Source organism: Chryseobacterium potabilaquae (assembly GCF_902728265.1).
Taxonomy (GTDB): Bacteria; Bacteroidota; Bacteroidia; order Flavobacteriales; family Weeksellaceae; genus Chryseobacterium; species Chryseobacterium potabilaquae.
In genome coordinates this window covers 15,295-37,186 of record NZ_CACVBR010000034.1, presented here as the reverse complement: position 1 = coordinate 37,186, position 21,892 = coordinate 15,295, and the positions used below count along the sequence as shown (strand labels likewise).

The 21,892-nt window shown below is 32.9% G+C and carries 20 protein-coding genes; 4 read left to right on the top strand and 16 right to left on the bottom strand.

Annotation, left to right across the window (positions count from 1 at the left end; genetic code table 11):
- Positions 1–89: 89 nt before the first annotated feature.
- Positions 90–1,127 carry a patatin-like phospholipase family protein gene (locus CHRY9293_RS14690; RefSeq protein WP_162033666.1) on the bottom strand — a complete coding sequence of 346 codons (1,038 nt, stop codon included), beginning with the start codon at positions 1,125–1,127 and terminating at the stop codon, positions 90–92.
- A 455-nt stretch (positions 1,128–1,582) separates the two neighbouring features.
- Between CHRY9293_RS14690 and CHRY9293_RS14685 the strand changes: the two genes are divergently transcribed.
- Positions 1,583–2,854, top strand: coding sequence for a Y-family DNA polymerase (locus CHRY9293_RS14685; RefSeq protein ID WP_162033665.1), 1,272 nt, complete (start codon positions 1,583–1,585; stop codon positions 2,852–2,854).
- Between the two features lie 26 nt (positions 2,855–2,880).
- Here the strand turns inward: CHRY9293_RS14685 and CHRY9293_RS14680 are convergent, their stop codons facing one another.
- From CHRY9293_RS14680 to CHRY9293_RS14670, 3 genes are all read right to left on the bottom strand, one after another.
- Positions 2,881–3,492 carry a YdeI/OmpD-associated family protein gene (locus CHRY9293_RS14680; RefSeq protein ID WP_162033664.1) on the bottom strand — a complete coding sequence of 204 codons (612 nt, stop codon included), beginning with the start codon at positions 3,490–3,492 and terminating at the stop codon, positions 2,881–2,883.
- A gap of 3 nt (positions 3,493–3,495) precedes the next feature.
- Positions 3,496–4,515: a serine hydrolase domain-containing protein gene (locus CHRY9293_RS14675; RefSeq protein WP_228455550.1), complete on the bottom strand. Its 1,020-nt coding sequence runs from the start codon at positions 4,513–4,515 to the stop codon at positions 3,496–3,498.
- A gap of 200 nt (positions 4,516–4,715) precedes the next feature.
- The gene (locus CHRY9293_RS14670; RefSeq protein WP_162033662.1) at positions 4,716–6,257 is read right to left on the bottom strand and encodes a glycine--tRNA ligase; all 1,542 of its coding nucleotides are present in this window, start codon (positions 6,255–6,257) and stop codon (positions 4,716–4,718) included.
- Positions 6,258–6,580: 323 nt separating this feature from the next.
- On the opposite strand from CHRY9293_RS14670, the gene CHRY9293_RS14665 reads away from it, so the two are divergent.
- Entirely contained in the window at positions 6,581–7,618 is a 1,038-nt protein-coding gene (locus CHRY9293_RS14665; RefSeq protein WP_162033661.1) for a quinone-dependent dihydroorotate dehydrogenase, read from the top strand.
- 44 nt (positions 7,619–7,662) lie between these two features.
- Here the strand turns inward: CHRY9293_RS14665 and CHRY9293_RS14660 are convergent, their stop codons facing one another.
- A complete protein-coding gene (locus CHRY9293_RS14660; RefSeq protein WP_162033660.1) occupies positions 7,663–8,907 on the bottom strand; it encodes a DUF445 domain-containing protein in 1,245 nt (414 codons plus the stop codon).
- Positions 8,908–9,010: 103 nt separating this feature from the next.
- On the opposite strand from CHRY9293_RS14660, the gene msrB reads away from it, so the two are divergent.
- Complete coding sequence (gene msrB / locus CHRY9293_RS14655) at positions 9,011–9,457, top strand: peptide-methionine (R)-S-oxide reductase MsrB (RefSeq protein ID WP_162033659.1); 447 nt, start codon at positions 9,011–9,013, stop codon at positions 9,455–9,457.
- A gap of 125 nt (positions 9,458–9,582) precedes the next feature.
- Positions 9,583–10,338 carry a murein L,D-transpeptidase catalytic domain family protein gene (locus CHRY9293_RS14650; protein ID WP_162033658.1) on the top strand — a complete coding sequence of 252 codons (756 nt, stop codon included), beginning with the start codon at positions 9,583–9,585 and terminating at the stop codon, positions 10,336–10,338.
- Positions 10,339–10,432: 94 nt separating this feature from the next.
- Here the strand turns inward: CHRY9293_RS14650 and fabF are convergent, their stop codons facing one another.
- The 11 genes from fabF to CHRY9293_RS14595 form a co-directional block, all read right to left on the bottom strand.
- Complete coding sequence (gene fabF, locus CHRY9293_RS14645; RefSeq protein ID WP_162033657.1) at positions 10,433–11,677, bottom strand: beta-ketoacyl-ACP synthase II; 1,245 nt, start codon at positions 11,675–11,677, stop codon at positions 10,433–10,435.
- 83 nt (positions 11,678–11,760) lie between these two features.
- Complete coding sequence (locus tag CHRY9293_RS14640) at positions 11,761–12,186, bottom strand: PaaI family thioesterase (protein WP_162033656.1); 426 nt, start codon at positions 12,184–12,186, stop codon at positions 11,761–11,763.
- A 4-nt stretch (positions 12,187–12,190) separates the two neighbouring features.
- Complete coding sequence (locus CHRY9293_RS14635; RefSeq protein ID WP_162033655.1) at positions 12,191–13,459, bottom strand: acetyl-CoA C-acetyltransferase; 1,269 nt, start codon at positions 13,457–13,459, stop codon at positions 12,191–12,193.
- Positions 13,460–13,468: 9 nt separating this feature from the next.
- Positions 13,469–14,074, bottom strand: coding sequence for a TetR/AcrR family transcriptional regulator (locus tag CHRY9293_RS14630; protein WP_162033654.1), 606 nt, complete (start codon positions 14,072–14,074; stop codon positions 13,469–13,471).
- 113 nt (positions 14,075–14,187) lie between these two features.
- Complete coding sequence (locus CHRY9293_RS14625; protein WP_122545765.1) at positions 14,188–14,604, bottom strand: OsmC family protein; 417 nt, start codon at positions 14,602–14,604, stop codon at positions 14,188–14,190.
- A gap of 89 nt (positions 14,605–14,693) precedes the next feature.
- A complete protein-coding gene (locus CHRY9293_RS14620) occupies positions 14,694–15,563 on the bottom strand; it encodes a helix-turn-helix domain-containing protein (protein WP_162033653.1) in 870 nt (289 codons plus the stop codon).
- 95 nt (positions 15,564–15,658) lie between these two features.
- Entirely contained in the window at positions 15,659–18,346 is a 2,688-nt protein-coding gene (locus CHRY9293_RS14615; protein WP_185153223.1) for a TonB-dependent receptor domain-containing protein, read from the bottom strand.
- Positions 18,347–18,413: 67 nt separating this feature from the next.
- On the bottom strand, positions 18,414–18,695 hold the full coding sequence (locus CHRY9293_RS14610; protein WP_228455549.1) for a hypothetical protein: 282 nt from the start codon (positions 18,693–18,695) through the stop codon (positions 18,414–18,416).
- Between the two features lie 100 nt (positions 18,696–18,795).
- Positions 18,796–19,428, bottom strand: a complete 633-nt coding sequence (locus CHRY9293_RS14605) for a hypothetical protein (RefSeq protein WP_162033651.1) — start codon at positions 19,426–19,428, stop codon at positions 18,796–18,798.
- Between the two features lie 81 nt (positions 19,429–19,509).
- Positions 19,510–20,196 (bottom strand): response regulator transcription factor, encoded by a 687-nt coding sequence (locus CHRY9293_RS14600; RefSeq protein WP_007842513.1) that lies wholly within the window; start codon positions 20,194–20,196, stop codon positions 19,510–19,512.
- Between the two features lie 76 nt (positions 20,197–20,272).
- On the bottom strand, positions 20,273–21,820 hold the full coding sequence (locus CHRY9293_RS14595) for a sensor histidine kinase (RefSeq protein WP_162033650.1): 1,548 nt from the start codon (positions 21,818–21,820) through the stop codon (positions 20,273–20,275).
- Between the last annotated feature and the right edge of the window lie 72 nt (positions 21,821–21,892).

Genomic DNA, 21,892 nt, shown 5'->3' with positions numbered 1-21,892 from the left:
TTTTAAGAATTTTATAAAATTTTGTAGATAAAATAGCATGGAAATTATAAGCTTTTAATATTATATATATGGATTATAAGCAAAAAAACTTATATCTTATTTTTTATGAGTTTTTGGACAATTTGATTCAAGACTTGCCTATTATTGTCAATATAGCTGAGTCCCGCTTGTATAAGATTTTCAATGTTGGCCCTTCTTACATTATCCATAGCGGGAGATGCATTTTTCAAGGATGGATTTAATCGATAGTAGTTCTTTTGGTTTCTTTGCCCTAATGTTTGAAACATTTGAGAAAGTTGATAATCCACTGTTTCTGCATTGGCAGACATTAAAATATCAATGATAGGATTTACCCAACCTATTTTTCCTGATTTTTCTAATTTTTTAAAAGAATATGATCGTGATTCTATGCCCGTCCCAATAGAAATGATGAGCATGTCATTTACTGTGGGATAATTGGCCTTTTGATGGTTTTTTAAAATTTCGGCAAAAGGTGTTTTCCTTGCTTCAGCATAAGCACATAATGCGGGGTTATTGGCAAACATTCCACCGTCTATTAGACTGAAAATTTGCCCATACATTGATTTTATTTGTACAGGGCTAAAGTAAGTAGGAGCTGCGGATGTAGCTCGACAGATATCTTTTACATAAAAATTATCGGTACTTATAGTTGCTTTGCAAGAGTTAAAAAGTTTGGCTCTTCTGTTTTCTATATCATAACTTGTGATGAGGCATGGTTTTATTAATTCTTTTAATTCTAAATTTCCAAAAAAGTCATTTAAATTTTTTTCAAGTGTTTCCTGAGAAATTTTTTCGTTCAATAATCCAAATGGATTGATCAATTTTTCCCAAAAAGAAACCTGAAATATACTGCCTCCTTTCTCAGCATATAATTCTAGCCCCTTTTGAATGGAATGTTTTGCTTTTCGGTTTTCATCAGGACATAAGATCGTGCAAGCAATTAATGCTCCTGTACTGCTTCCTGAAACTAAGTCAAAATAATCACCCAGTTTTGCATTGGGATTATCGTGATATTGTAATTGCTCTTCTATGTAGCGTAAAATAATACAGGTGACAATTCCTCTTATTCCGCCACCATCTAAAGAAAGAATGGTTGTTTTCTTCATGTGATTTTTTTAATTTTTTTTAAAATAAATTTTGCCATTTTAGATAAGAGGAACCAATAGATTTTTGAGTAAAAAAATCTATTGGTTCTACTCTTGTTGTTAATTGCTCTTGGTACTGTGTATGAAACAAAAGTAAAATAGCAGAACGGCAAAACTTGACGTAATATGAAATAACTTTTCTTTTCTGTGAAATTTCATTGATTTTTTATTGTATTTATAGGAGAAACAAGGGATGCATATCGTTATTTATACAAGAGAAAAATGATTTTCTCGTTTTTTTGAAATTTTATTTTTAAAAACAAAGTTATCTCATACAAGAGTCAAAAATAGACGTATTTAAAATAAAATATAAATTAAAAATCAATGAGTTAAATAGAGTGTTAAACTTCAAATTAAATGTTATTTTTTATTGTAAAAATTATAATTTTGCTTCTATAAATGCTTGATTTTTTGTCATGTATGCTTTAGTCGACTGTAATAATTTCTTTGTTTCTTGTGAAAGGACATTAGATTCTTCTTTGGAAGATAGGCCTGTTGTAGTACTTTCTAACAACGATGGATGTGTTGTTTCTCGAAGTAAAGAGGCTAAAGATTTAGGAATTCCCATGGCGGCTCCGGCATTCAAATATAAAGACCTTTTTAAAGAGTATGATGTAAAGGTACTTTCCGCTAAGTTTGAACTTTATAATTTCAAGAGTCAGCAAGTTATTGATATTGCTAAATCCTATGTTATGGATCATGAGGTATACAGTATTGATGAATTATTTTTGGACTTAACGGGTTTTAAGTATATTGATATTTTTACCTATTGTCTTGAAATTAGAAATACTATAAAAAGCCAGGCAAATATTCCTGTAAGTATCGGGGTTGCTCCTACAAAAACATTATGCAAAGTAGCGAATAGAATTGTAAAGCAATATCCAGAGAAATTTGAAGGAGTGTATATTTTAGATACTCCTGACAAAATTGAGAAAGCTTTAAAATGGTTAGACATTGGTGATGTATGGGGAATAGGACGTAAGCTTTCTATGAAAATGCAAGATCACGGAGTGTATAAAGCTTGGGACTTACTTCAGAAACCAGAAATGTGGGTGCGTAAAGTAATGGGAATTCATGGAGTGAGGATGATTAATGAATTAAAAGGAATTCGTCAATTGGACTTAGATACTCCTTCTCCTAAGAAGTCCATAGCCGTTACTCGGAGTTTTATGGAAATGTTAGCTAATAAAGAAGATCTCCGTGAACGTGTGGAGACTTTTGGAATGTATTGCTCTGAAAAATTAAGAAAGCAAAACACTTGTTGTAAAATGATTACGGTCTTTGTACAAACCAATCGTTTTAGAAAAGATTTACCCGAATATAAAAATGCGGTTACCCAAATTCTTCCTAATCCTACAAACTCATCCATTTTAATGGGGAAGGTTGTAAATGAGCTTTTTGAAAATATCTATCGAGAAGGATTTTATTATAAAAGAGCAGGAGTGATTGTCAATGATTTTGTTCCCGAGAGTGAAAGGCAGATCAATTTATTTGAAGAAGATACTCAAAACCAACATTTGCCAGCTATGAAGGCAATGGATGCGCTGAATAAAAAATTTGGTAAAGATAAAGTTCGGCTTGGAAGTATGAGTGGGAATAATACTTTTGGGAGGGCAAAACTTTCTCCGGAATATGAAGCGTTCTTAAAAAATAATATCCTTCCCGAAGCTAATTTTAGATTTCATTAATTTTAGAAAGAGAAATATGACGGAAATTACTTTTTTTCATATTTCCAATTTCTTCCTTTACCCTCTGAAATCCACTCTATAGCCTGTTCCAATCTTTTATTTTTTGTGCTTTCTGTTTTAGCCTCGACAACCCAATTAATATATTCTTTTCTGAATGATGGTGAAGCTTTTTCGAAAATTTCTAAGGCTCCTTTGTTTTGGTTCAGAGCCATTTTAAAATAATCAGGAATTTCAGGATCTATGTTGGAGGGAGCTGTTTTTTTTATGGTAACTCCCATTTCTATAAGCTCCATTGCTTCTTGGAGAGCATGCTTGAGCAGAATTTTTGAAGGAAGGTCTTCAACTTTGGCTATTTTACCCAAACTGAACATGGAGCTTTTCTCTATATTTTGGGTGATCTCCATCATAGTTTTCATTTCTTTTTCCAACCAGAATCCGAATGTACAATGTTGTTTAAAGGAAGCCATAGCACAGAGAATTTTTCCCTTGTAAGTAAAATGTGGGAAGCTCCATTTTATAACCTCTTCTATATCTGGGCAGAATTCATGAACCGTTTCCCGAATATAGTTTAAAACGGGCTTTGCAAAATCTTGAGAATTTTCAATATATTCATCAATTCTCGGACTATATCTTTCCATTGTTTATGAAAATAATTTTACAGTTTCATTGACGAGGAATTTTACTTGGTCTGGTCTTCCTCGATCATTTTTAAGTAAGTCGTTATAACTGCCCGTTCTTACAATGACCATATTGTGTTCTGGAACCATAATAATGTACTGACCTTGAAGTCCTAAGAAGTAATAATGTTTTACTGGATTATCATTGTTGATCCAAAGCCCCATCCCATATATTTCTTCCGATTTTTGGGTGGGGGTTCTCATTTGATTAATGAAATCTAGATTTAAAATTTGATGGTCTCCAACTTTACCATTATCTAAAAATAATTGACCTAATTTGGCAAAATCTCTAGCATTAGAATGGATACAACAATACGTTTTTTCCATACCGCTTTCATCCGTACTCCATTCTGCATTGTGTTCCATTCCCAATGGAATCCAAAATTTGTCAGATAAGTAGCTCGCTAAAGATTGATTTATTGCTTTTTTTACTGCAAAACCAAGAAGCTGTGTAGAGCCACTTTGATATTCAAATTGAGTTCCTGGTTCTTCTTTAAAGTTTCGTGTAAAAACTGCTTTATTGAGACTTTTCCCATAATAAGCTTTAGCATTTGGAAGAAATGGATTTTTATAATCTTCATTCCAGTCTAAGCCGGATTCCATTTGAGCCAAATTTTTTAAGGTTAAGTTTTTTGCTAGCCCTTTAGTTTTAAATTCATCAAAATATTCAGAAAAATGAATGTCAATATTGCTAATCTTTCCTTCTTCTAATGCTTTTCCAAATAACATGACGGTAACTGCTTTTGCCATAGAAAAAGAATTTGTTTTTGACGATTGATGATAACCATTCCAATATTGCTCATGAATCAATTCTCCATTTTTGATAACTAAGAAAGCTGCCGTATGAGATTGATTGAGATCGTCAACTATGTTTTTAGGTAATTCTTTTCTATTGTATTCTGAAGATTTTTTCCAAGTTTTTGGAGATTTTGTCTCAATAATATGGTTCGAAAAAAACTTTCCATCATCAATATGAGCACTCATTTTGCCTCTTAGGTAGGTTTTTGAGATCCCGTTGAATAGATAGCCATATCCCAAAATATAAGTCAATATAATGGAGAAGATGAGTATAATCAAAAAGCTTTGTAATATAATAAGCCACATAATTTCAAAGGTTATAGTTTATAAACAAATCTATTCAAAAAAAATGTATAAAAAAAGCCTTGATTTCTCAAGGCTCTAATCTATATTTTAGAAAGTAAATTTCTGAAGTTTGTTTTTTCATCAATTATTCGTCTCAGCTCTGAAACAGGAACTCTTTCTTGTTGCATTGTATCTCGATCTCGTATGGTTACTGTATGGTCTGTAAGAGAATCATGATCTATAGTAATACAATAAGGAGTACCTATGGCATCTTGTCTTCTATAGCGCTTTCCGATAGCATCTTTTTCTTCATAGAATAGGTTGAAATCATATTTCAAGTCGTTGAAGATTTTTTCTGCATATTCTGCTAAACCATCTTTTTTCATTAATGGGAGTATAGCAGCTTTGATTGGCGCTAAAGCTGGAGGTAATGATAAAACTGTTCTTTCCGAACCGTCTTCCAGTACTTCGTCTTTTAAACAATGAGAGAATACAGCTAAGAATAATCTATCTAAACCTACGGAAGTTTCCACAACATACGGAACATAATTTTCGTTTCTTTCAGGATCAAAAAACTGAAGTTTTCTTCCGGAAAATTCTTCGTGGGCTTTCAAGTCAAAGTCTGTTCTTGAATGAATTCCTTCCAGTTCTTTAAAACCAAAAGGGAAGTTAAATTCAATATCAGCGGCTGCATTAGCATAGTGAGCGAGTTTTTCGTGATCATGGAATCTGTAATTTTCATTTCCTAATCCTAGAGCTAAGTGCCAGTTTAGACGAGTTTGCTTCCATTTTTCGTAGAAGTCAAGTTCCGTTCCTGGTGCAACAAAGAACTGCATTTCCATTTGTTCAAACTCACGCATTCTGAAAATAAATTGTCTCGCAACAATTTCGTTTCTAAATGCTTTCCCGATTTGAGCAATACCAAAAGGAAGTTTATGTCGGGAAGTTTTTTGAACATTCAAGAAATTAACGAAAATACCTTGAGCTGTTTCAGGTCTTAAATAAAGATCCATTGCGCTATCTGCAGAAGCTCCTAATTTAGTTCCGAACATAAGATTAAATTGCCTTACCTCTGTCCAGTTTTTAGAACCGGTATCAGGATCAGCGATTTCCAATTCTTCAATTAATGCTTTTACGTCAGCAAGGTCTTCATTTTCTAAAGACTTCGCCAATCTTGAAAGAATTGTTTCTCTTTTTGCACGGTATTCCAAAATTTTTGGGTTAGTGGCTTCAAACTGAGCCTTATCAAAAGAATCCCCAAACCTTTTGGCTGCCTTTTCTATTTCTTTATTTTCTTTATCTTCAATTTTAGCACAGTAATCTTCTACTAAAACATCAGCTCTGAAACGTTTTTTAGAATCTTTGTTATCAATCAATGGATCGTTGAAAGCGTCTACGTGGCCAGATGCCTTCCATGTTGTGGGATGCATAAGGATTGCCGAATCGATACCTACAATATTTTCGTTAAGCTGTACCATTGCTTTCCACCAATATTGTTTGATATTATTTTTTAATTCGGCACCGTTTTGTCCATAATCATAAACAGCGGATAAACCATCGTAGATCTCACTAGAAGGGAAAATAAAACCATATTCTTTAGCGTGAGAAATCACTTTCTTGAAAACATCTTCTTGCTTTGCCATAATTTTTTAACGTCTGAAGTGCAAAAATAGGAATTTGGATCCCAAATCCATGAGCTTCAACAAAAAAAGCAGCTAAAAAACTGTTTTTACTTATTTTTTAGAAATTATAGCTTCAACAAATTCCATTTTTATTGAGAATGATTTTATAATAATTAGCTTTCGAATTTGTATTTGAGAATATTCTGTCACTTTGGTTTTGGGTTTTTACGGCTTTTTTTAGTATTATAAGGAAGCATTGAATTTTTCTATCACTGATTTTAATGGAGCGGATGAGTTCCAATCAAATAAAATATTTCAGTATCTTTGTATCCCAAAAACAAGGCATGTACAAATCGCTCATTCGCCCGATTCTTTTTAAATTCGATCCGGAAGATGTTCATCATTTTACTTTTTCGATACTTAAGAATTTTGGATTTCTTACTAAGTTATTTTTCCCCAAGCCTATTGAAGATAAACGTCTTGAAAGAGAAGTTTTTGGACTAAAATTTAAAAATCCTGTAGGATTGGCGGCTGGTTTTGATAAAAATGCTACCTTGTACAACGAATTGGGAGATCTTGGTTTTGGATTTGTAGAAATTGGAACGGTGACTCCAAAAGCTCAGACTGGAAATCCTAGAAAAAGACTGTTTCGTCTCATTGAAGATGAGGGAATTATCAACAGAATGGGTTTTAATAATGAAGGCCTTGAAACCGCTATTGAAAAACTAAAATCCAACAAAGGTAAAATTATCATTGGGGGAAACATTGGAAAAAATACCGATACACTCCCGGAAAATTATACAAAAGACTATTTGGATTGTTTTGAAGGGCTTCATCCTTATGTTGATTATTTTGTACTGAATGTGAGCTGCCCAAACGTGGGAAGCCATGCAAAACTTGAAGATGTAGAGTATCTTCGTGAATTAATCACAGATGTCAAGAAAATAAATCAATCTAAATCCATTCAAAAGCCTATTTTACTTAAAATTGCTCCCGATCTAAATCATAATCAATTGGATGAAATTGTTGAATTGATTGCTGAAACAAAAATCGACGGAGTGGTTGTTTCCAATACTTCGGTAAATAGAGAAGGGCTTAAAACATCTCCAGAAGTTCTATCACAAATTGGAAATGGAGGTTTAAGTGGAAAACCAATCCGTGAACGAAGTACAAAAATGATCAAATATCTTTCTGATAAAAGCAATCGAGCATTTCCTATCATTGGAGTAGGAGGCATTCACTCTGCAAAAGATGCAATTGAAAAACTTGACGCAGGAGCTAGTTTAGTTCAATTATACACAGGTTTTATCTATGAAGGTCCAGACTTGATTAATGAAATTAATAAAGAGCTCTTGAAAAGAGCAAGTAGATTACCACGATAAAAAATAAATTAAATATAAGGTAAAATCAATAGGGTTTTACTTTTTTATAAAAAGAAATGAGCAATTGTGTAGATGATTAATCCTACGAGCCCTCCAACTAAAGTTCCATTGACCCGAATAAACTGTAAATCTTTTCCAACTTCTAATTCTAATTTGTCACTTAAGTCTTTTCCTTGCCAATTTCCTACAGTGGAACTTATCAAAATGCCGAATTGGTGGGTATTTTTAAGGATATATTTATAGGCTGTCACTCGTACCCAATGATCTATTTTCTTTTGAAGATTTTCATCCGTTTTGAGGTTTTGGGAAAATTCATTTAGGTTTTTTATGATATAATTTTTTAATGAAGAGCTGTCTTCCTGCAATTCTTTTATTAAAGTATTCTTAATAGAACTCCATATATCACTCGAATATTCGTCTAATTTATTGTTCTTTAAAAGATCATTTTTAATATTTTTAAATTCATCTTCCCATTTTGGGTCTTGTTTTAATTCTATGGAAAATTCGTAAATCTTTTGGGTAATCAAGGCTCTTATTTCATGGTGAGGATCTTCTTCAATTTCTTTGAAAAAATCTGAAAGTCCATGTACGATTTTATCGGCAATTTTATGGTCTACAAAAGCAGGAATAAATGAATAACTTCCTTTTTTTACACGATCCTGAATCATTTCGTCATTTTCCAGTATGTAATTTTTTATTTGAGAGGAAAGATTGGTAATCATTTTTTGGTGATCATTTTTATCCAAAAGATAATTGATCCCACTTCCCAACATGGCATTTAACTTAATATTATCGGTCATTTCATATATCTTTTTGCTAATGAAATGACTCACCGCAGAATCATCCAGTTTATTTAAAATATCTAATACAATATCCGAAATATTTCTGAGTAAGGCGTCTTGGTTTTTATCTTTTCCCAACCATTCTCCCACAAAATTTGAGACTTTCAGTTTTTGTATATAGGGTCTTATATTTTGAGGAGATAGGAAGTTACTAACGACAAAATTTCCCAAATTATCTCCTAGTCTTTGTTTGCTGTTTTCAATAAGATTGGTATGAGGAATTGGTAAACCAAGAGGATGGCGGAATAGTGCCGTTACTGCAAACCAATCAGCTAAGGCTCCTACCATTGCTGCCTCTGCAAAGGCACGAACATAGCCAACCCAATGGGAATCATTGGTCTTGTGGAGAATAGTTGTGATTATAAAAACCATTGCCATTAATAGAAATAGACCGGTGGCAAATGCTTTATATTTTCTTAATTGTTTTCTTTTTGCTTCATCGTTCATATTCTGAAATGTATTACATTTGGTGTGAGAACTTTTATTTTCAATATTATTGTTAATTTATCTGCAACCAATTTTCAAAATTACAACCTATTAAACTAATCTTATGGAAAATATAGAAGCAAAAAACAATCCATACTATTCCAGAACAGATACAACAAAATTGGATATTTCCAATGAAGAATGGAAAAAAATTCTAGCTCCGGATTTGTATATGATCTCGAGAGAAGCAGCAACGGAAAGACCTTTTACAGGAAAATACAATGAATTTGATGAGGTTGGAGAATATTATTGTGCAGTTTGTGGAAATCATCTATTTCGTTCGACTTCAAAATTTACCAGTAGTTGTGGATGGCCCAGCTTCTTTGAGGCAGATAAAGAAGGGGTTTATTATAAAAGAGATTTTGCATATGGTATGGATCGAGTAGAGGTCCTTTGTAAAAGATGTGACTCGCATTTAGGGCATGTTTTTGAGGATGGTCCAAAGCCTACAGGATTAAGATATTGTATGAATTCGATTAGCCTAGAATTCGTTTCTGATTCGCAAAAATAATTGTATTATTCATCAAATCAGCGAGTTAAATTTTCTTAAATTGAGTTAAATTTTCGAATTTATAACATGTTGGTAATTATGTTTTTATATATTTGCGGACTCAATTGGATTTAACATAATATTGAATGAAAGGATTTTATAGCCTATTAGGCTTTGTTTACATGGTAACTACTTCATTCTATTTGTCTCCAAGAAAGGCAATAGTAAGGAATGAAATAAGTACGAAAAAAATTGAAAGAGTAGCCACGACAACTGAGAAGACTGCTAGTATGGTGGAATCTTCATCAGAAGGATTATACAAGTCTATAACGTTTGAACAGGGACATGAACTTAATGAAGAAGTTTTCTTTAAAGCCTTATTAGGTTTTGAAAATTTAAAGAAAGCTGGTTTGCTTAATTCGGATTCGCATTTACTTACAGTATGCGATTTTTCTTTGTCTTCTAATACAAAAAGACTTTGGGTAATTGATTTGAATAACAAAACTGTTTTATTTAATTCGTTGGTTGCTCATGGAAAAAATACGGGAGAGGAATTTGCCACCAATTTTTCGAATACGAATAGTTCACTTCAGAGTAGTTTAGGTTTTTATATTACGGATGCCACCTACAATGGTGATAACGGATATTCTTTAAGATTGCTGGGCATGGATAAAGGCTTTAATGATGCCGCTTATAGAAGAGCAATTGTAATGCATGGAGCAGATTATGTAAGTGATGAATTTGCTGCAATCCATAAAAGAATAGGAAGAAGTTGGGGATGTCCCGCCGTTCCGAGAGATCTTACACAGCCACTCATTAATACTATAAAAGGAAGAAATTGTCTTTTCATTTATTATCCTGATCAGAATTATCTTTCAAAATCAGAATGGTTGAAAGCATAAAATAAAGCAGTCGAATTTTTTTTGACTGCTTTTATTTTTAATCTAAGTTGAGGATCTTATTGCTTATAATCTATATCACTTGGATTGTAAAATACTAGTTGCTAAACTTTTTAAAAACCAACGTGGCATTATGTCCTCCAAATCCAAAAGCATTACTTAAAGCGTAATTAATATTTTTTTCTTTAGCTTCTCCAAATATAATATTAATATCTTTTGGAATATTTTCATCAATCTTATGAAGGTTTATAGTAGGTGGAATAATTCCTTTTTCTATTGCTTTAATTGAGAGAATAGCCTCTGCAGCACCTGCTGCTCCTAATAAATGACCAGTCATTGATTTTGTAGCACTAATGTCCAGGTTTTTACTCCCTTTAAATAATTTTGTAATTCCATTTAATTCAACCAAATCTCCCATGGGAGTAGATGTGGCGTGAGGATTAATATAATCAATATCTTCTATATTAATTTGAGCTTCATTTAATGCCAGTTGCATTGCTTTGATTGCTCCCACTCCATCGGGATGAGGAGCAGTCATATGATAGGCGTCTGCGGTCATTGCTGCTCCTACTAATTCTGCGTAAATTTTTGCTCCTCTTGCTTTTGCATGCTCATATTCCTCAAGAATTAGCGCTCCTGCACCTTCCCCCATCACAAAGCCATCCCTGTCAGTATCATAAGGGCGACTTGCTGTGGTAAAATCATCGTTTCTTGTTGACATGGCTTTCATGATAGAGAAGCCTCCAATGGAAGCAGGTGAAATTGCCGCTTCTGAGCCTCCACTAATGATTACTTTAGCTTTTCCTAAACGGATGTAATTAAAAGCATCCATTAATGCTGTATTTCCTGTTGCACAAGCTGAAATCGTTGTGTAATTAATTCCCTGAAGTCCATACTTCATAGAAATCATTCCCGAAGCCATATTTGCAATAAATTTTGGAACGAAAAAAGGATTAAACCTAGGTGTTCCATCGCCTTTTGTAAAATCGGTTACTTCACTTTCAAATGTCCACATTCCACCTTGTCCGGTTCCCCAAATTACCCCAGTATCAAAAGGGTCCATACGATCTAGTTCAAGCCCGGAATCTTTAAGAGCTTCTGCTGTTGAATACATGGCATACTGTGAAAATAAATCACTTTTTTTAATCTCATTATGATTTAAGTGAACTTTTGGGTCAAAATTTTTAACCTCACAAGCAAAATGTACTTTGAATTTTTCAGTATTAAAATGAGTGATTTTATTTGCTCCGCTTACTCCATCTATACTGTTTTGCCAAAATTCTTCGACATTGTTTCCTAAGGGAGTTACTGCTCCCAGACCTGTAATGACAACTCTTCTCATATGTGCATATTTATCTTTTTAAAATTCTGTGAAATTACCGTTTTATTTTTTCAATAAGATTTTGTTAATGTTTTTTGTTGTTTTTAATTATTGATTTTGAATAAATTGGATGTTCCTCTCGCAATTAAACGCATTTTTTGGGCGTCCCATATTTCACATTGTGCATTTATAAATTGTTTTCCTCTTTTAATGATTCTAGTTTCGGCTACAATATGATCATTTTCTTTTGCGGTTGAAAAATAATCGATGACATTATTTATTGTGGTGATAAAAGAACTTTCATTTAAAGAGAACATTGTGGCCCCAATGATATCGTCTATAATGGCAGCTGTAACCCCACCATGAAGATTTCCAACTGGATTCAACCATTCAGATCTTACTTTATATTCAAATTCCAAATGTCCTTCTTCTACGAAAAGAATAACCGGATTCAACCATTTCATAAAAGGAGATGGAGACTGGTCAAATTCTTTTCCGATAAACTGTTTTAATTGCTCTAATCTATCCATATTTTTATTTTTCTAAAATCATCGTTACACCTTGTCCACGAGCAGCACAGATGGAAATAAATCCTTTTCCGCTTCCTTTTTCATTCATAAGTTTGGCCAATGTTCCTATAATACGTCCTCCAGTAGCTGCAAAAGGATGTGCTACAGCTAGACTTCCGCCTTTTACATTTAATTTATTTCTGTCGATTTTTCCTAATGCTTTTTCTATGCCGAACTTTTTGGCCAAATCATCATTTTCCCAAATTTTTAAAGTCGCTAATACTTGTGCAGCAAATGCTTCATGAATTTCATAATAATCAAAATCTTCTAAACTCATTCCTGCTTTTTTTAACATTCTGTCTGCAGCAAAAACAGGCGCAAGCAATAAGTTTTGTTTATTTTCAACATATTCAATCCCTGCAACTTCCGAAAAAGTAATATAGGCTAAAATAGGAAGGTTATTCTCTTTTGCCCACTCTTCACTCGCCAATAAAATGGAAGAGGCACCATCAGTAAAAGGAGTGGAGTTCCCAGCTGTTAAGGTTCCGTTTTGCTTGTCGAAAGCCGGTTTTAGTTGTGCCAATTTTTCCAAGCTGGTGTCACGGCGTAGATTATTGTCCGTATTCAATCCAAAAGCTGGTGTAATCATATCGTTGAAAAATCCTTCATCATAGGCTTTTGTCATATTTTGATGACTCTTTAAAGCAAGTGCATCTTGCTCTTCTCGGGAAATCTTATAATACTTTGCCGTAATTTCTGTGTGTCCCCCCATTACCAAGCCTGTCTTTGGTTCTTGACCTGGATATGGAATGGGCATCCAGTCTTTCAACTGTGGGGCTAATAATTGTTTTAGTTTTCCAAAAACTGATTTTTCTTTATTGGCTTTTAATAGAGCTTTTCTTAATCTTGGTGATGATTCAAAAGGAATATTGCTCATTGCTTCAACTCCACATGCAATTCCGCTTTCAATTTGCCCTAAAGCAATTTTGTTTCCGATGTAAATCGCAGCTTCAATCCCTGTATCACATGCTTGTTGTAGATCACATGCAGGCGTTGCAGGATCGAGAGAAGTCTCCATGACGGATTCTCTGACTAGATTACTTTCTGAAATATGTTTTATTACTGCTCCTCCAGCAACTTCTCCAAGGAGTTTTCCTGCAAGGTTATATCGTTTAATCAATCCATTTAATGTTGAAACTAATAAATCTTGATTTCCTTTATCTGAATATGCGGTATTAATTCTGGCAAATGGTATTCGATTGTATCCTACAATTGCCACTTTTTTTGTTTCCATAGGTAAAGTTTATGATGTAAGAATTTGTAATTCATGGTCTATAATATGGAGTGTCTTGTCTAAAGCTTGATATAAGAACTTCTCATCTCCAGTCGTTTTTGATAATAAAATTCCTCCCTCTATTAACATGATAAATAATGATGCGTATTCTTCTGCATCAATATCTTTTCTTATTTCTTTATTTTGTTGACCTTCAATGATAGCATTAGTTATTTTAAAAATCCATTCTTCAAAAGATTTTTTGACTTGGTATTTTAAGTCCGGGAGAGTGTCGTCGGCTTCGGTTGCAGCATTCATCAAAGGACAACCCCCATTTAAAAATACTGAATGCCAATTTTTTCTATAAAAAGAAACAAATGCGTGAAGTTTATCCATTGTCGTTGAGAATTCATTTCCAAAAGAACGGGACATGCTTTTCTTCAACAAACCAGCATTATATTTATATACTTCCAGTGCAACCTCTTCCTTATTTTCGAAATTTCCGTAGATGCTGCCTTTGGTTAAGCCTGTTGCTTCTGCTATGTCCGAAAGGGATGTAGAAGTATAGCCCTTGGTGTTAAACAGTGAGGCTGTTTTCTCAATAATAAATTGTTTTGTCTTTTCGGCTTTTGACATGTACAGTTATTAATTATAATACAAAGATACAAAAATATACCATTCGGTATATTTTATTTTAAAATTAAATCTGAGTTCATTTAATAACTCAGATTTAAAGCATAAATTATATATTAAGCTAAGCTAGCCTCCAACGTAATTTCAAAATTGAAAGCCGCACTTACTGGGCATCCCTCTTCTGCAATTTTAGCATATTTCTGGAATTCTTCTTCTGATATTCCGGGTACTTTTGCTGTGAGAGTTAATTCAGATTTTGTGATTTTTCCAATATTCGGATCTAATGTAATTACCGATTTTGTAGTTAATTCTTCTGGTGTGTAGCCAGCTTGAGAAAGTTCTGCGCTCAGTTTCATTGTGAAACACCCTGCGTGGGCAGCAGCCAATAGTTCTTCAGGATTAGTTCCCACTCCGTCTGCAAAACGACTATTAAAGGAATATTGAGTTTGGTTTAATGTGGTGCTTTGAGTTGTGATGTGCCCTTTTCCTTCTTTAATATTACCATTCCAAACGGCAGTTGCGTTACGTTTCATAATGTTTGTTTTTTTATTGTTTATATTAATTGATATTTTATATTACAAAGGTATTCTACTTGTTCACTCATTTCAATAGATAAAAAACCTTAACTATTGTACTTTTTTCCCAAAGTGTAATTTTTTTTAAAATGTATGGGTGTATTTCCTGTTTTATGAGTGAAAAGACGATTGAAATAGGCAGGGTCTTCGTACCCTAGGTCATAGGCAATTTCTTTGACGGGTTTATCAGTATAAAATAATAATCTCTTGGCTTCCAGTAGAATTCTGTTAATAATAAATTGATTAGGAGAATCAAGTTTTAAACTTTTGAATTTATGAGTCAGTGTTTTAGGTGCGATATGAAGTAGTTCTGCATAATCCGACACATTGTGCTTTTCTCTGAAATGAACTTCTAGTAATCGACTAAAATCTCTGAAAGTTTCCAATTCATGATGGTGAACTTCTAGGCGCTGCGATTCTAGATTTTGTTTTTTCCATTTTCTGGTAGCTCGTATAATAATTTGTTTCAAATATGTTCTAATCATTTCTTCGCCTGAAGAGTCTTGCCATTCCAATTCATCTTCTATACCTTGAAGTAAATTTTTAATAATAAAGCTCTCCTCCTCATTAAGTTCTACGAAAGGAATTTCGAAAATATTATGAAAAAGTAATCCATCACAAGCGACTTCCTTATCGTGAATTTGAATGCAATAAAAGTCTCTGTTGTAATATAAAAGAACTGCGTTTTCTTTTCCTTTTTTAATGTTTAAATGTTGATTGGTTATGAAAAAGAGAGTAGGTTTTGTTGTTTTAAAATGAGTGAAGTCGATAGTGAGTTCATAATTAGCAGGAATAAAAAATATTTTGATATCATAACGAAACCTGTTTCCATTAATCGTTTCCAAATTTTCTTCTGAAAAATTTTCTAATCCTAGTTTCTTGTAGTGATCTTCAAAAATCAGATTTTTTATGAGCATGAATTTACTTTAAAATTAAAGATACGAAAAAGCATGGTCTAATTATATTAAATCATGACCATGCTTCATATTTTTATAAGAGGGTATTATTAATATTAAAAAGTCACATCTATTCCAATATAAAGATTTGCTTTCATAATGGGAGCATATACCATCCCTCCATCAAAATAGTTTCCGAAAGGATTTTTAAAATCAACAATGGCATTCTTCTGATAATAGGATGTTAAGTTTTCTCCTCCCAAATAAGCTCTTATTTTTTGACTAAAATTCCGTGAAATCTGTGCATTTAAAATAGCATATGATTCAGAATATTGAGGAAGCTGGAACTCTTCGGGATTTGTGGACGTATCTGGAAGTCGTTGTTTTCCTACCCAATTTAGGGTGGTGTCAAAACTCCAAAATCCCCCTTTGGTATTTTTATGGGTTGAATAGGCTAAGTTCATAAAACCTCTGTTCTTCGCCATGAAAGGAATTTGTCTTCTTCCTCCAATATAATCTGCCTGTACATCATAATATTTATAAGCGAACCTAACGTCAAAATTTTTAAAAGGGCTGAAATCCCATTGTGTCTGGAACGAATTCGCAAAAGACTTTCCTTCTAAATTATAGAAGGTAAGTTGTTGAGGTGAACGGTCTAAGTCTACCATTACCTGATCTTGGAAATCAGTTTTGAAAAAATCAGCAACAATGGTGGATTTTCTTCCGAATATTTTGAACTCTTGTTGTATACTAACTCCGTAATTCCAGGCGATTTCTGGTTTTAAACCATAAATGTTTCCTCCATTTTGTAAAATTTGTATACTCCTGTTTGAAGCGAAATATTGTTGGTTTTCTGCAAAAATAGAAGCTGTTCGGAAACCTCTCCCTGCAGAAAGTCTTACAATAGTCTGGGGGGTAATATCATATTTAAAATTCATCCTGGGAGTAAATTGAGTGCCTGCCAAGTTGTGAAAGTCGATTCTTGCGCCTGCAACTAAAGTGTATTTGAGGCCTGTCAAAGTGTATTCTGCAAAGGCACCAGGTACAATTTCGTTTCTTTTGAAATTACTTGTCAAATAAGTCTCGTCATAACCATCATACATGAAGCTGGCTCCTGCTTTATATTTATGATTAGTATTTCCTAAAATGCTTTCGAAAATCAGATTTGAATAATAAGTATGTTGTTGCCCAGAGTAATTTCTTAAGCCAAAAAAACTATCTTGCTGATGATAAATATATTGGTTCATCCAGCCTAGGCTTTGGTAAGGTTTTCCTTTAAAAACATATCCTGTTTTATTCCAAATCTGAAATCTTGAAATATTTATCCCTACCCCATAAAGAGATTGCGTATCTTGAGGTGTTTTTTTATCAAAACCAATTTGCCCTGATGTTCTTTCGTCTTTAATAAAATTAATTCCAAAATGTGAACCAAAGCCCGATTTTTCCAAATCATTGTAATTTAATAAATAGGCTGCATTTAGCTGAGTTCCTTTTGGCCTATCAAGGAAGTTGTCATGGTTCATGTCGGTATTACCAAAAGTGCCATTTCCATGGAGTAGAAATGTTTGAGACCATTTATCGTTTATAGGCGAAACACTAGTAATATTCGCTTCGGCTCTTCCATTAAAATCAGAAAATAAATTTAATGAAGTTTCCGGCTTTTTTGCATTTTTTAAGAACTCTGTGTTGATTTGTCCCGTGATGCTTTCATAGCCATTTGTCACTGTGCTTCCTCCTTTTGTCAATTGAATGCTTTCAATCCATCTTCCAGGGATGAAGCTTAATCCATAGGCCGATGCTAAACCTCTTATTTCGGGTAATAACTCTTTTGTTAAGCTTGTATATTTTTGATCCAATCCTAACATTTTCAGTTGTTTTGTTCCAGTTACGGCATTACTAAAAGAAACATCTACGGTTGCATTGGTTTCAAAACTTTCAGATAAGTTACAGCAGGCGGCTTTTAATAATTCTTTTTTATCAATATTGAAAACCAATCCGGCTTCCTTTTTATTTAGAACAGTGGATGCTTTTGAACCATTTATTGTCACTCCTTCAATCTGCTTTTCATTGTTCTGTGGAGTTTCATTTATGAGATTATTAGTGATGTGATCAGAGAGTTCGGTTTTTATTCCTTCTTCAAAATGGACTTTTGGGTTGGCCTTTCCAAAAGGAATTTCTCTATCGTAAAGACAGCATGAAGGTAAGTTTTTATAGGTATTATCGTTGGATTTATACTTTTCATTATCGTGGCCCACATCTGCAATTTTCTTTAAAATTGTATCTGCAGAAGTTCTTTTTGGGTCAAAATTTAGAGTCACCATTTGCTTTTCTGCATTCCATTCCGCATTATCTGCTCCGGCGTCTTTTGCTGCTTTTTCAATTCTTGCTTTACAAGATTCGCAGTTTCCTTTTACGTAAAATTCATTCTCCTTTTTTGAAGGATTATAATCCTCTATTGATGAAGTTTGTAAATCTCTTTCATAATGACAGCATGGTGGGAGGTTTTCATAAGAACTATTACTGGCTTTAAACTTTTCATTGTCATGACCTACTTCTGCAATTTTTTTAAGAATTGTATTAGGAGAGATGAGATTGTCATCAGTTTCTAATGTGAGAGTTTGATTATTAATGGAATAGATTGCAGTCTTTGCACCTGCTTTTCTTGCTGTGCTCTCTATTCTTTCTTTACACATTTCACAGTTTCCTTTGACTTGGAATTGGGTTTTAGAAAGGTTTTGGGCAAATATAAATTGAATAGATAATAAGAATACACCAAGAATAATCTTGGAAATATATAATTTCATTTTGTTTAAAATTTAGATTAATTAAAAAATTGCTCATTAGTCTTTTAATGAACTCAAATGTATTTAATTAAGCTATTTTGGGAGGTTGCCAAATTTCTTTTAAACGATCAGAAATATGAGGATCAGAATATTGGAATTGTAAATTTTTATTGGCTTTGTAATAAGATAGCTCTAAGAAAAAGCTTTCAGAAAAAGGACTTTCTATAAAAGTATAGCAAGTTATACAGAGTGTAGAACAATTTTCATTACATGAAGTTTTTTTATGGTTAGTCTCTTTGCTATGGGAAGAATGATCTTCTTTACAACAGTTTTTTGACTTTTGATTACTTTTACAGCAGGTTTCTGTCATATTTTGAACATAGAATTGCCCTTTTGGAATTAAAAAAACTCCAAGACAAAAAGTAAGAATCAAAATCTGAAATAACTTCACAATGGCAAAATTACAAAAATTATGGTAAAGCTTCACCTACTTTTATGGCACAATTATGCCAAGGCTGACCATGAGCTGGATTTAATTTAGGTTTTTCTCCCATGGCTATACTTTGTTCTGTAACTTGAGGTTGTAAAGCCGGGGGATTTTGAGCAGTTTGAGCTACCTGAGCAGGCTTACTATTTAAGGGTTGTCCAACAGATATGTCGCATCGATGGCCAGGTTCGCCATGTGGAGGATTCATTCCGGGGGCTACTTTTATTGGTTTTCCACTTTTATCGAGATTTAATTTACCAGGTTTTATGCTATTCGGATCAATTTGAATAGTTTGCGTTTGATTCCCATTAACCGTTATGTTTTGTGTTGTGTTGGCTGAAGCAGGTTTGCTGTTTAATGGTTGTCCCACAGGAATATCACATCTGTGTCCTGGTTGTCCATGTGGAGGGTTCATTCCAGGGGCAACAGAAACCGATGATGGTGTACTTGTTTGCATTCCGGGTTGATTGAGAAGTGAGGTCTTAGGGCTATTATTGATAGGAGAGGTTGGTTGCTGCGTGCTTGCTTCTTCAGTTAAATAAGTTGCTCTTTCATCTTTTTTACAAGAAATATTTACTGCTAAAACTGCGATAAAACTTAAATATATATTTTTCATATCCACGAATGCTATTAAACAAAATTAGCAAAACATTTTCAATTGTTTTGCTAATTTTATATTTATACTCAAAAATTAAAATTAATTTTTTACTAATAATCTGAAACCTTCTCCATGAACATTAATAATTTCTAATCCTTCATCGTCTTTTAATAATTTACGAAGCTTAGCAATATATACATCCATACTTCTCGCTGTGAAGTAATTTTCTTTTTTCCAGATTTTTCTTAGAGCAAGGTCTCTTGGCATAAAGTCATTTCTGTGAATACACAGAAGTTTTAATAATTCGTTTTCTTTTGGTGAAAGCTTATACTCTTTATCTCCGACTCTTAATTGTCTTAGCATAGAATCAAAGAAAATATTGCTTATTTTAAATTGTTCCTGTTCTTCATTTTCTAATGTGGAACTTCTTTGAAGGATAGCTTTAATTTTATATAGAAGTAATTCTGTGTCAAATGGTTTTGTGATGTAGTCATCGGCCCCCAGTTGATATCCTTTTAAAATATCTTCTCTCATATTTCTTGCTGTTAGAAATATAATAGGGGTATTTTTATCAATCTTCTTTACATCTTCTGCTAATGAGAATCCATCTTTTTTGGGCATCATCACATCGAAGATACAGATATCAAATTCATTCTCAGTAAATTCTTTTAATCCCTGTTCTCCATCTGTGGCAAGGGTTACCTCAAAGTTATTTATAGTTAAATAATCCTTAAGTACGGCTCCAAAACTCTGATCGTCTTCTACTAATAATATTCTGTTGCTCATAATTTTAATTGATTAATAGTTAGCTAATTAAGAATGGATTTACTCACTCTGTTTTATGTTTTGTTATTTGGTTATATTAAGTCATTGGGAGTTTAATCGTGAATGTACTGCCTTTCTCCTTGTGAGAGTCAACTAAAATTTGACCTTTATGGAGTTCCACAATTTTTTTCACATATGAAAGGCCTAAACCTTGTCCTTTTACATTATGAATATTCCCAGTTTCTTCTCTAAAGAATTTTTCAAAAATTTTTGTCTTATTTTGTGTTTCCATGCCCATTCCTTTATCAGATATTTCTATCACATACCAATTTCCTTCATTTTTGGTCTTTATCTTAATATCGGGCTTTTCAGGAGAATATTTGTTAGCATTATCTAGCAAATTGACTAGCATGTTTGAGATGTGAAATTCATCTATTTTAAATATAAAGTTATTCGCATTAAATTCTTGTGTTAGAGAGCCTTCTCTTTGCTGTACAATTAAGTTAAAAGATTCTGTTGTTCTTTTTATCAGTTCTCTTACATTGGTTTCTTTTAAGAATAACTTTACCTCATTTCTTTCTAACTTTGACATGTTAAGAACGTTTTCCACCTGTTTTTTCATTCTCAAATTCTCCTGTTTAATTAACTCGGAATAATATTTGACTTTTTCTGGGTTGGTGGCTATTTTGTCATTGGCAAGAGAATCTGTTGCTACAGAAATTGTAGCGAGGGGGGTTTTGAACTCATGTGACATGTTATTGATGAAATCTGTTTTAACTTCTGCAAGTTTTTTCTGTCTCATCATATAATTAATAGAAATAATATAAATTCCTAATATTGTAAGCAATGATAAAAATGTTCCCAATAACATGGGCCAGTTATTCATTGCTAGAGAATATTCTTTTTTAGGAAAGACTAATACTAAAGTATATAATGTTCGCTCTTTTGTATCAGTGAAAAGAGGATAACTATAGGTGTTATTGTCATTTTTTTCTTGATAAATCTTATTAACAATATTGGTCAATTTACTATTTTTATCCGTGACTCCATATCCGAATTTTGCGGTAATACCTCTTATTTTAAGTTCTTTAAAAATAACAGAATCTAATACTTTAGGATCCACTCTTTTAGTGATTGGCAAATTATTTCCATATACTTTTGCATATTCTTTCATGGAATAATCTCCATTTTCAATATCTTGATTGATGTCTGCAGTAAGGAGTTCCCTGTTAGTGGTGTCTCTTTTTATTTTATAAGCAGCCTCATCTGTATAAAGGGTGGTTAGTTTGATAGAGTCTCCTTTTTGAGAAATGGGAAGCTGAGTTTTCTCAATAATATTTTTAGAGTAAATAATTTGTCGCTGAGTTCCTGAGTCCTTTACTTGTTGAATGGTCGTTAAGGAAGGTAACTCACTATTAGCAAGTATATTTTTTCTAAAGTCTTTATAATCTTGATTTAAATATTTGTCAACTTCAATTTCAGCAATATTTCTTGTGGTACTTTCTAAAGCAGAATACACTTTGTTTGAAAAATCCTGTTCCAGCGTACTATAATAACGTTTCAGCCAATAAAATTGGAGCGTAACAAATACAATCAGTGAGATTGTCATAAACACCGAAATTATTGGGATGAATTTATTATTCATTATTCTATTTTAAAATTTGTTTATAAAAATGAATGTTAAAATTAATTATTTTATGATTAAATAAACAAAAAA

What these genes read in the sequence shown, in the direction of transcription:
- CHRY9293_RS14685 (WP_162033665.1), top strand. Translation starts at nt 1,583, where the DNA reads ATGTATGCTTTAGTCGACTGTAATAATTTCTTTGTTTCTTGTGAAAGG.
- CHRY9293_RS14615 (WP_185153223.1), bottom strand. Translation starts at nt 18,346, where the DNA reads ATGAAATTATATATTTCCAAGATTATTCTTGGTGTATTCTTATTATCT.
- CHRY9293_RS14625 (WP_122545765.1), bottom strand. Translation starts at nt 14,604, where the DNA reads ATGAAACGTAACGCAACTGCCGTTTGGAATGGTAATATTAAAGAAGGA.
- fabF (WP_162033657.1), bottom strand. Translation starts at nt 11,677, where the DNA reads ATGAGAAGAGTTGTCATTACAGGTCTGGGAGCAGTAACTCCCTTAGGA.
- CHRY9293_RS14630 (WP_162033654.1), bottom strand. Translation starts at nt 14,074, where the DNA reads ATGTCAAAAGCCGAAAAGACAAAACAATTTATTATTGAGAAAACAGCC.
- CHRY9293_RS14680 (WP_162033664.1), bottom strand. Translation starts at nt 3,492, where the DNA reads ATGGAAAGATATAGTCCGAGAATTGATGAATATATTGAAAATTCTCAA.
- CHRY9293_RS14635 (WP_162033655.1), bottom strand. Translation starts at nt 13,459, where the DNA reads ATGGAAACAAAAAAAGTGGCAATTGTAGGATACAATCGAATACCATTT.
- CHRY9293_RS14660 (WP_162033660.1), bottom strand. Translation starts at nt 8,907, where the DNA reads ATGAACGATGAAGCAAAAAGAAAACAATTAAGAAAATATAAAGCATTT.
- CHRY9293_RS14595 (WP_162033650.1), bottom strand. Translation starts at nt 21,820, where the DNA reads ATGAATAATAAATTCATCCCAATAATTTCGGTGTTTATGACAATCTCA.
- CHRY9293_RS14620 (WP_162033653.1), bottom strand. Translation starts at nt 15,563, where the DNA reads ATGCTCATAAAAAATCTGATTTTTGAAGATCACTACAAGAAACTAGGA.
- CHRY9293_RS14665 (WP_162033661.1), top strand. Translation starts at nt 6,581, where the DNA reads ATGTACAAATCGCTCATTCGCCCGATTCTTTTTAAATTCGATCCGGAA.
- CHRY9293_RS14670 (WP_162033662.1), bottom strand. Translation starts at nt 6,257, where the DNA reads ATGGCAAAGCAAGAAGATGTTTTCAAGAAAGTGATTTCTCACGCTAAA.
- CHRY9293_RS14650 (WP_162033658.1), top strand. Translation starts at nt 9,583, where the DNA reads ATGAAAGGATTTTATAGCCTATTAGGCTTTGTTTACATGGTAACTACT.
- CHRY9293_RS14610 (WP_228455549.1), bottom strand. Translation starts at nt 18,695, where the DNA reads ATGACAGAAACCTGCTGTAAAAGTAATCAAAAGTCAAAAAACTGTTGT.
- CHRY9293_RS14675 (WP_228455550.1), bottom strand. Translation starts at nt 4,515, where the DNA reads ATGAGTGCTCATATTGATGATGGAAAGTTTTTTTCGAACCATATTATT.
- CHRY9293_RS14640 (WP_162033656.1), bottom strand. Translation starts at nt 12,186, where the DNA reads ATGGATAGATTAGAGCAATTAAAACAGTTTATCGGAAAAGAATTTGAC.
- CHRY9293_RS14605 (WP_162033651.1), bottom strand. Translation starts at nt 19,428, where the DNA reads ATGAAAAATATATATTTAAGTTTTATCGCAGTTTTAGCAGTAAATATT.
- CHRY9293_RS14600 (WP_007842513.1), bottom strand. Translation starts at nt 20,196, where the DNA reads ATGAGCAACAGAATATTATTAGTAGAAGACGATCAGAGTTTTGGAGCC.
- msrB (WP_162033659.1), top strand. Translation starts at nt 9,011, where the DNA reads ATGGAAAATATAGAAGCAAAAAACAATCCATACTATTCCAGAACAGAT.
- CHRY9293_RS14690 (WP_162033666.1), bottom strand. Translation starts at nt 1,127, where the DNA reads ATGAAGAAAACAACCATTCTTTCTTTAGATGGTGGCGGAATAAGAGGA.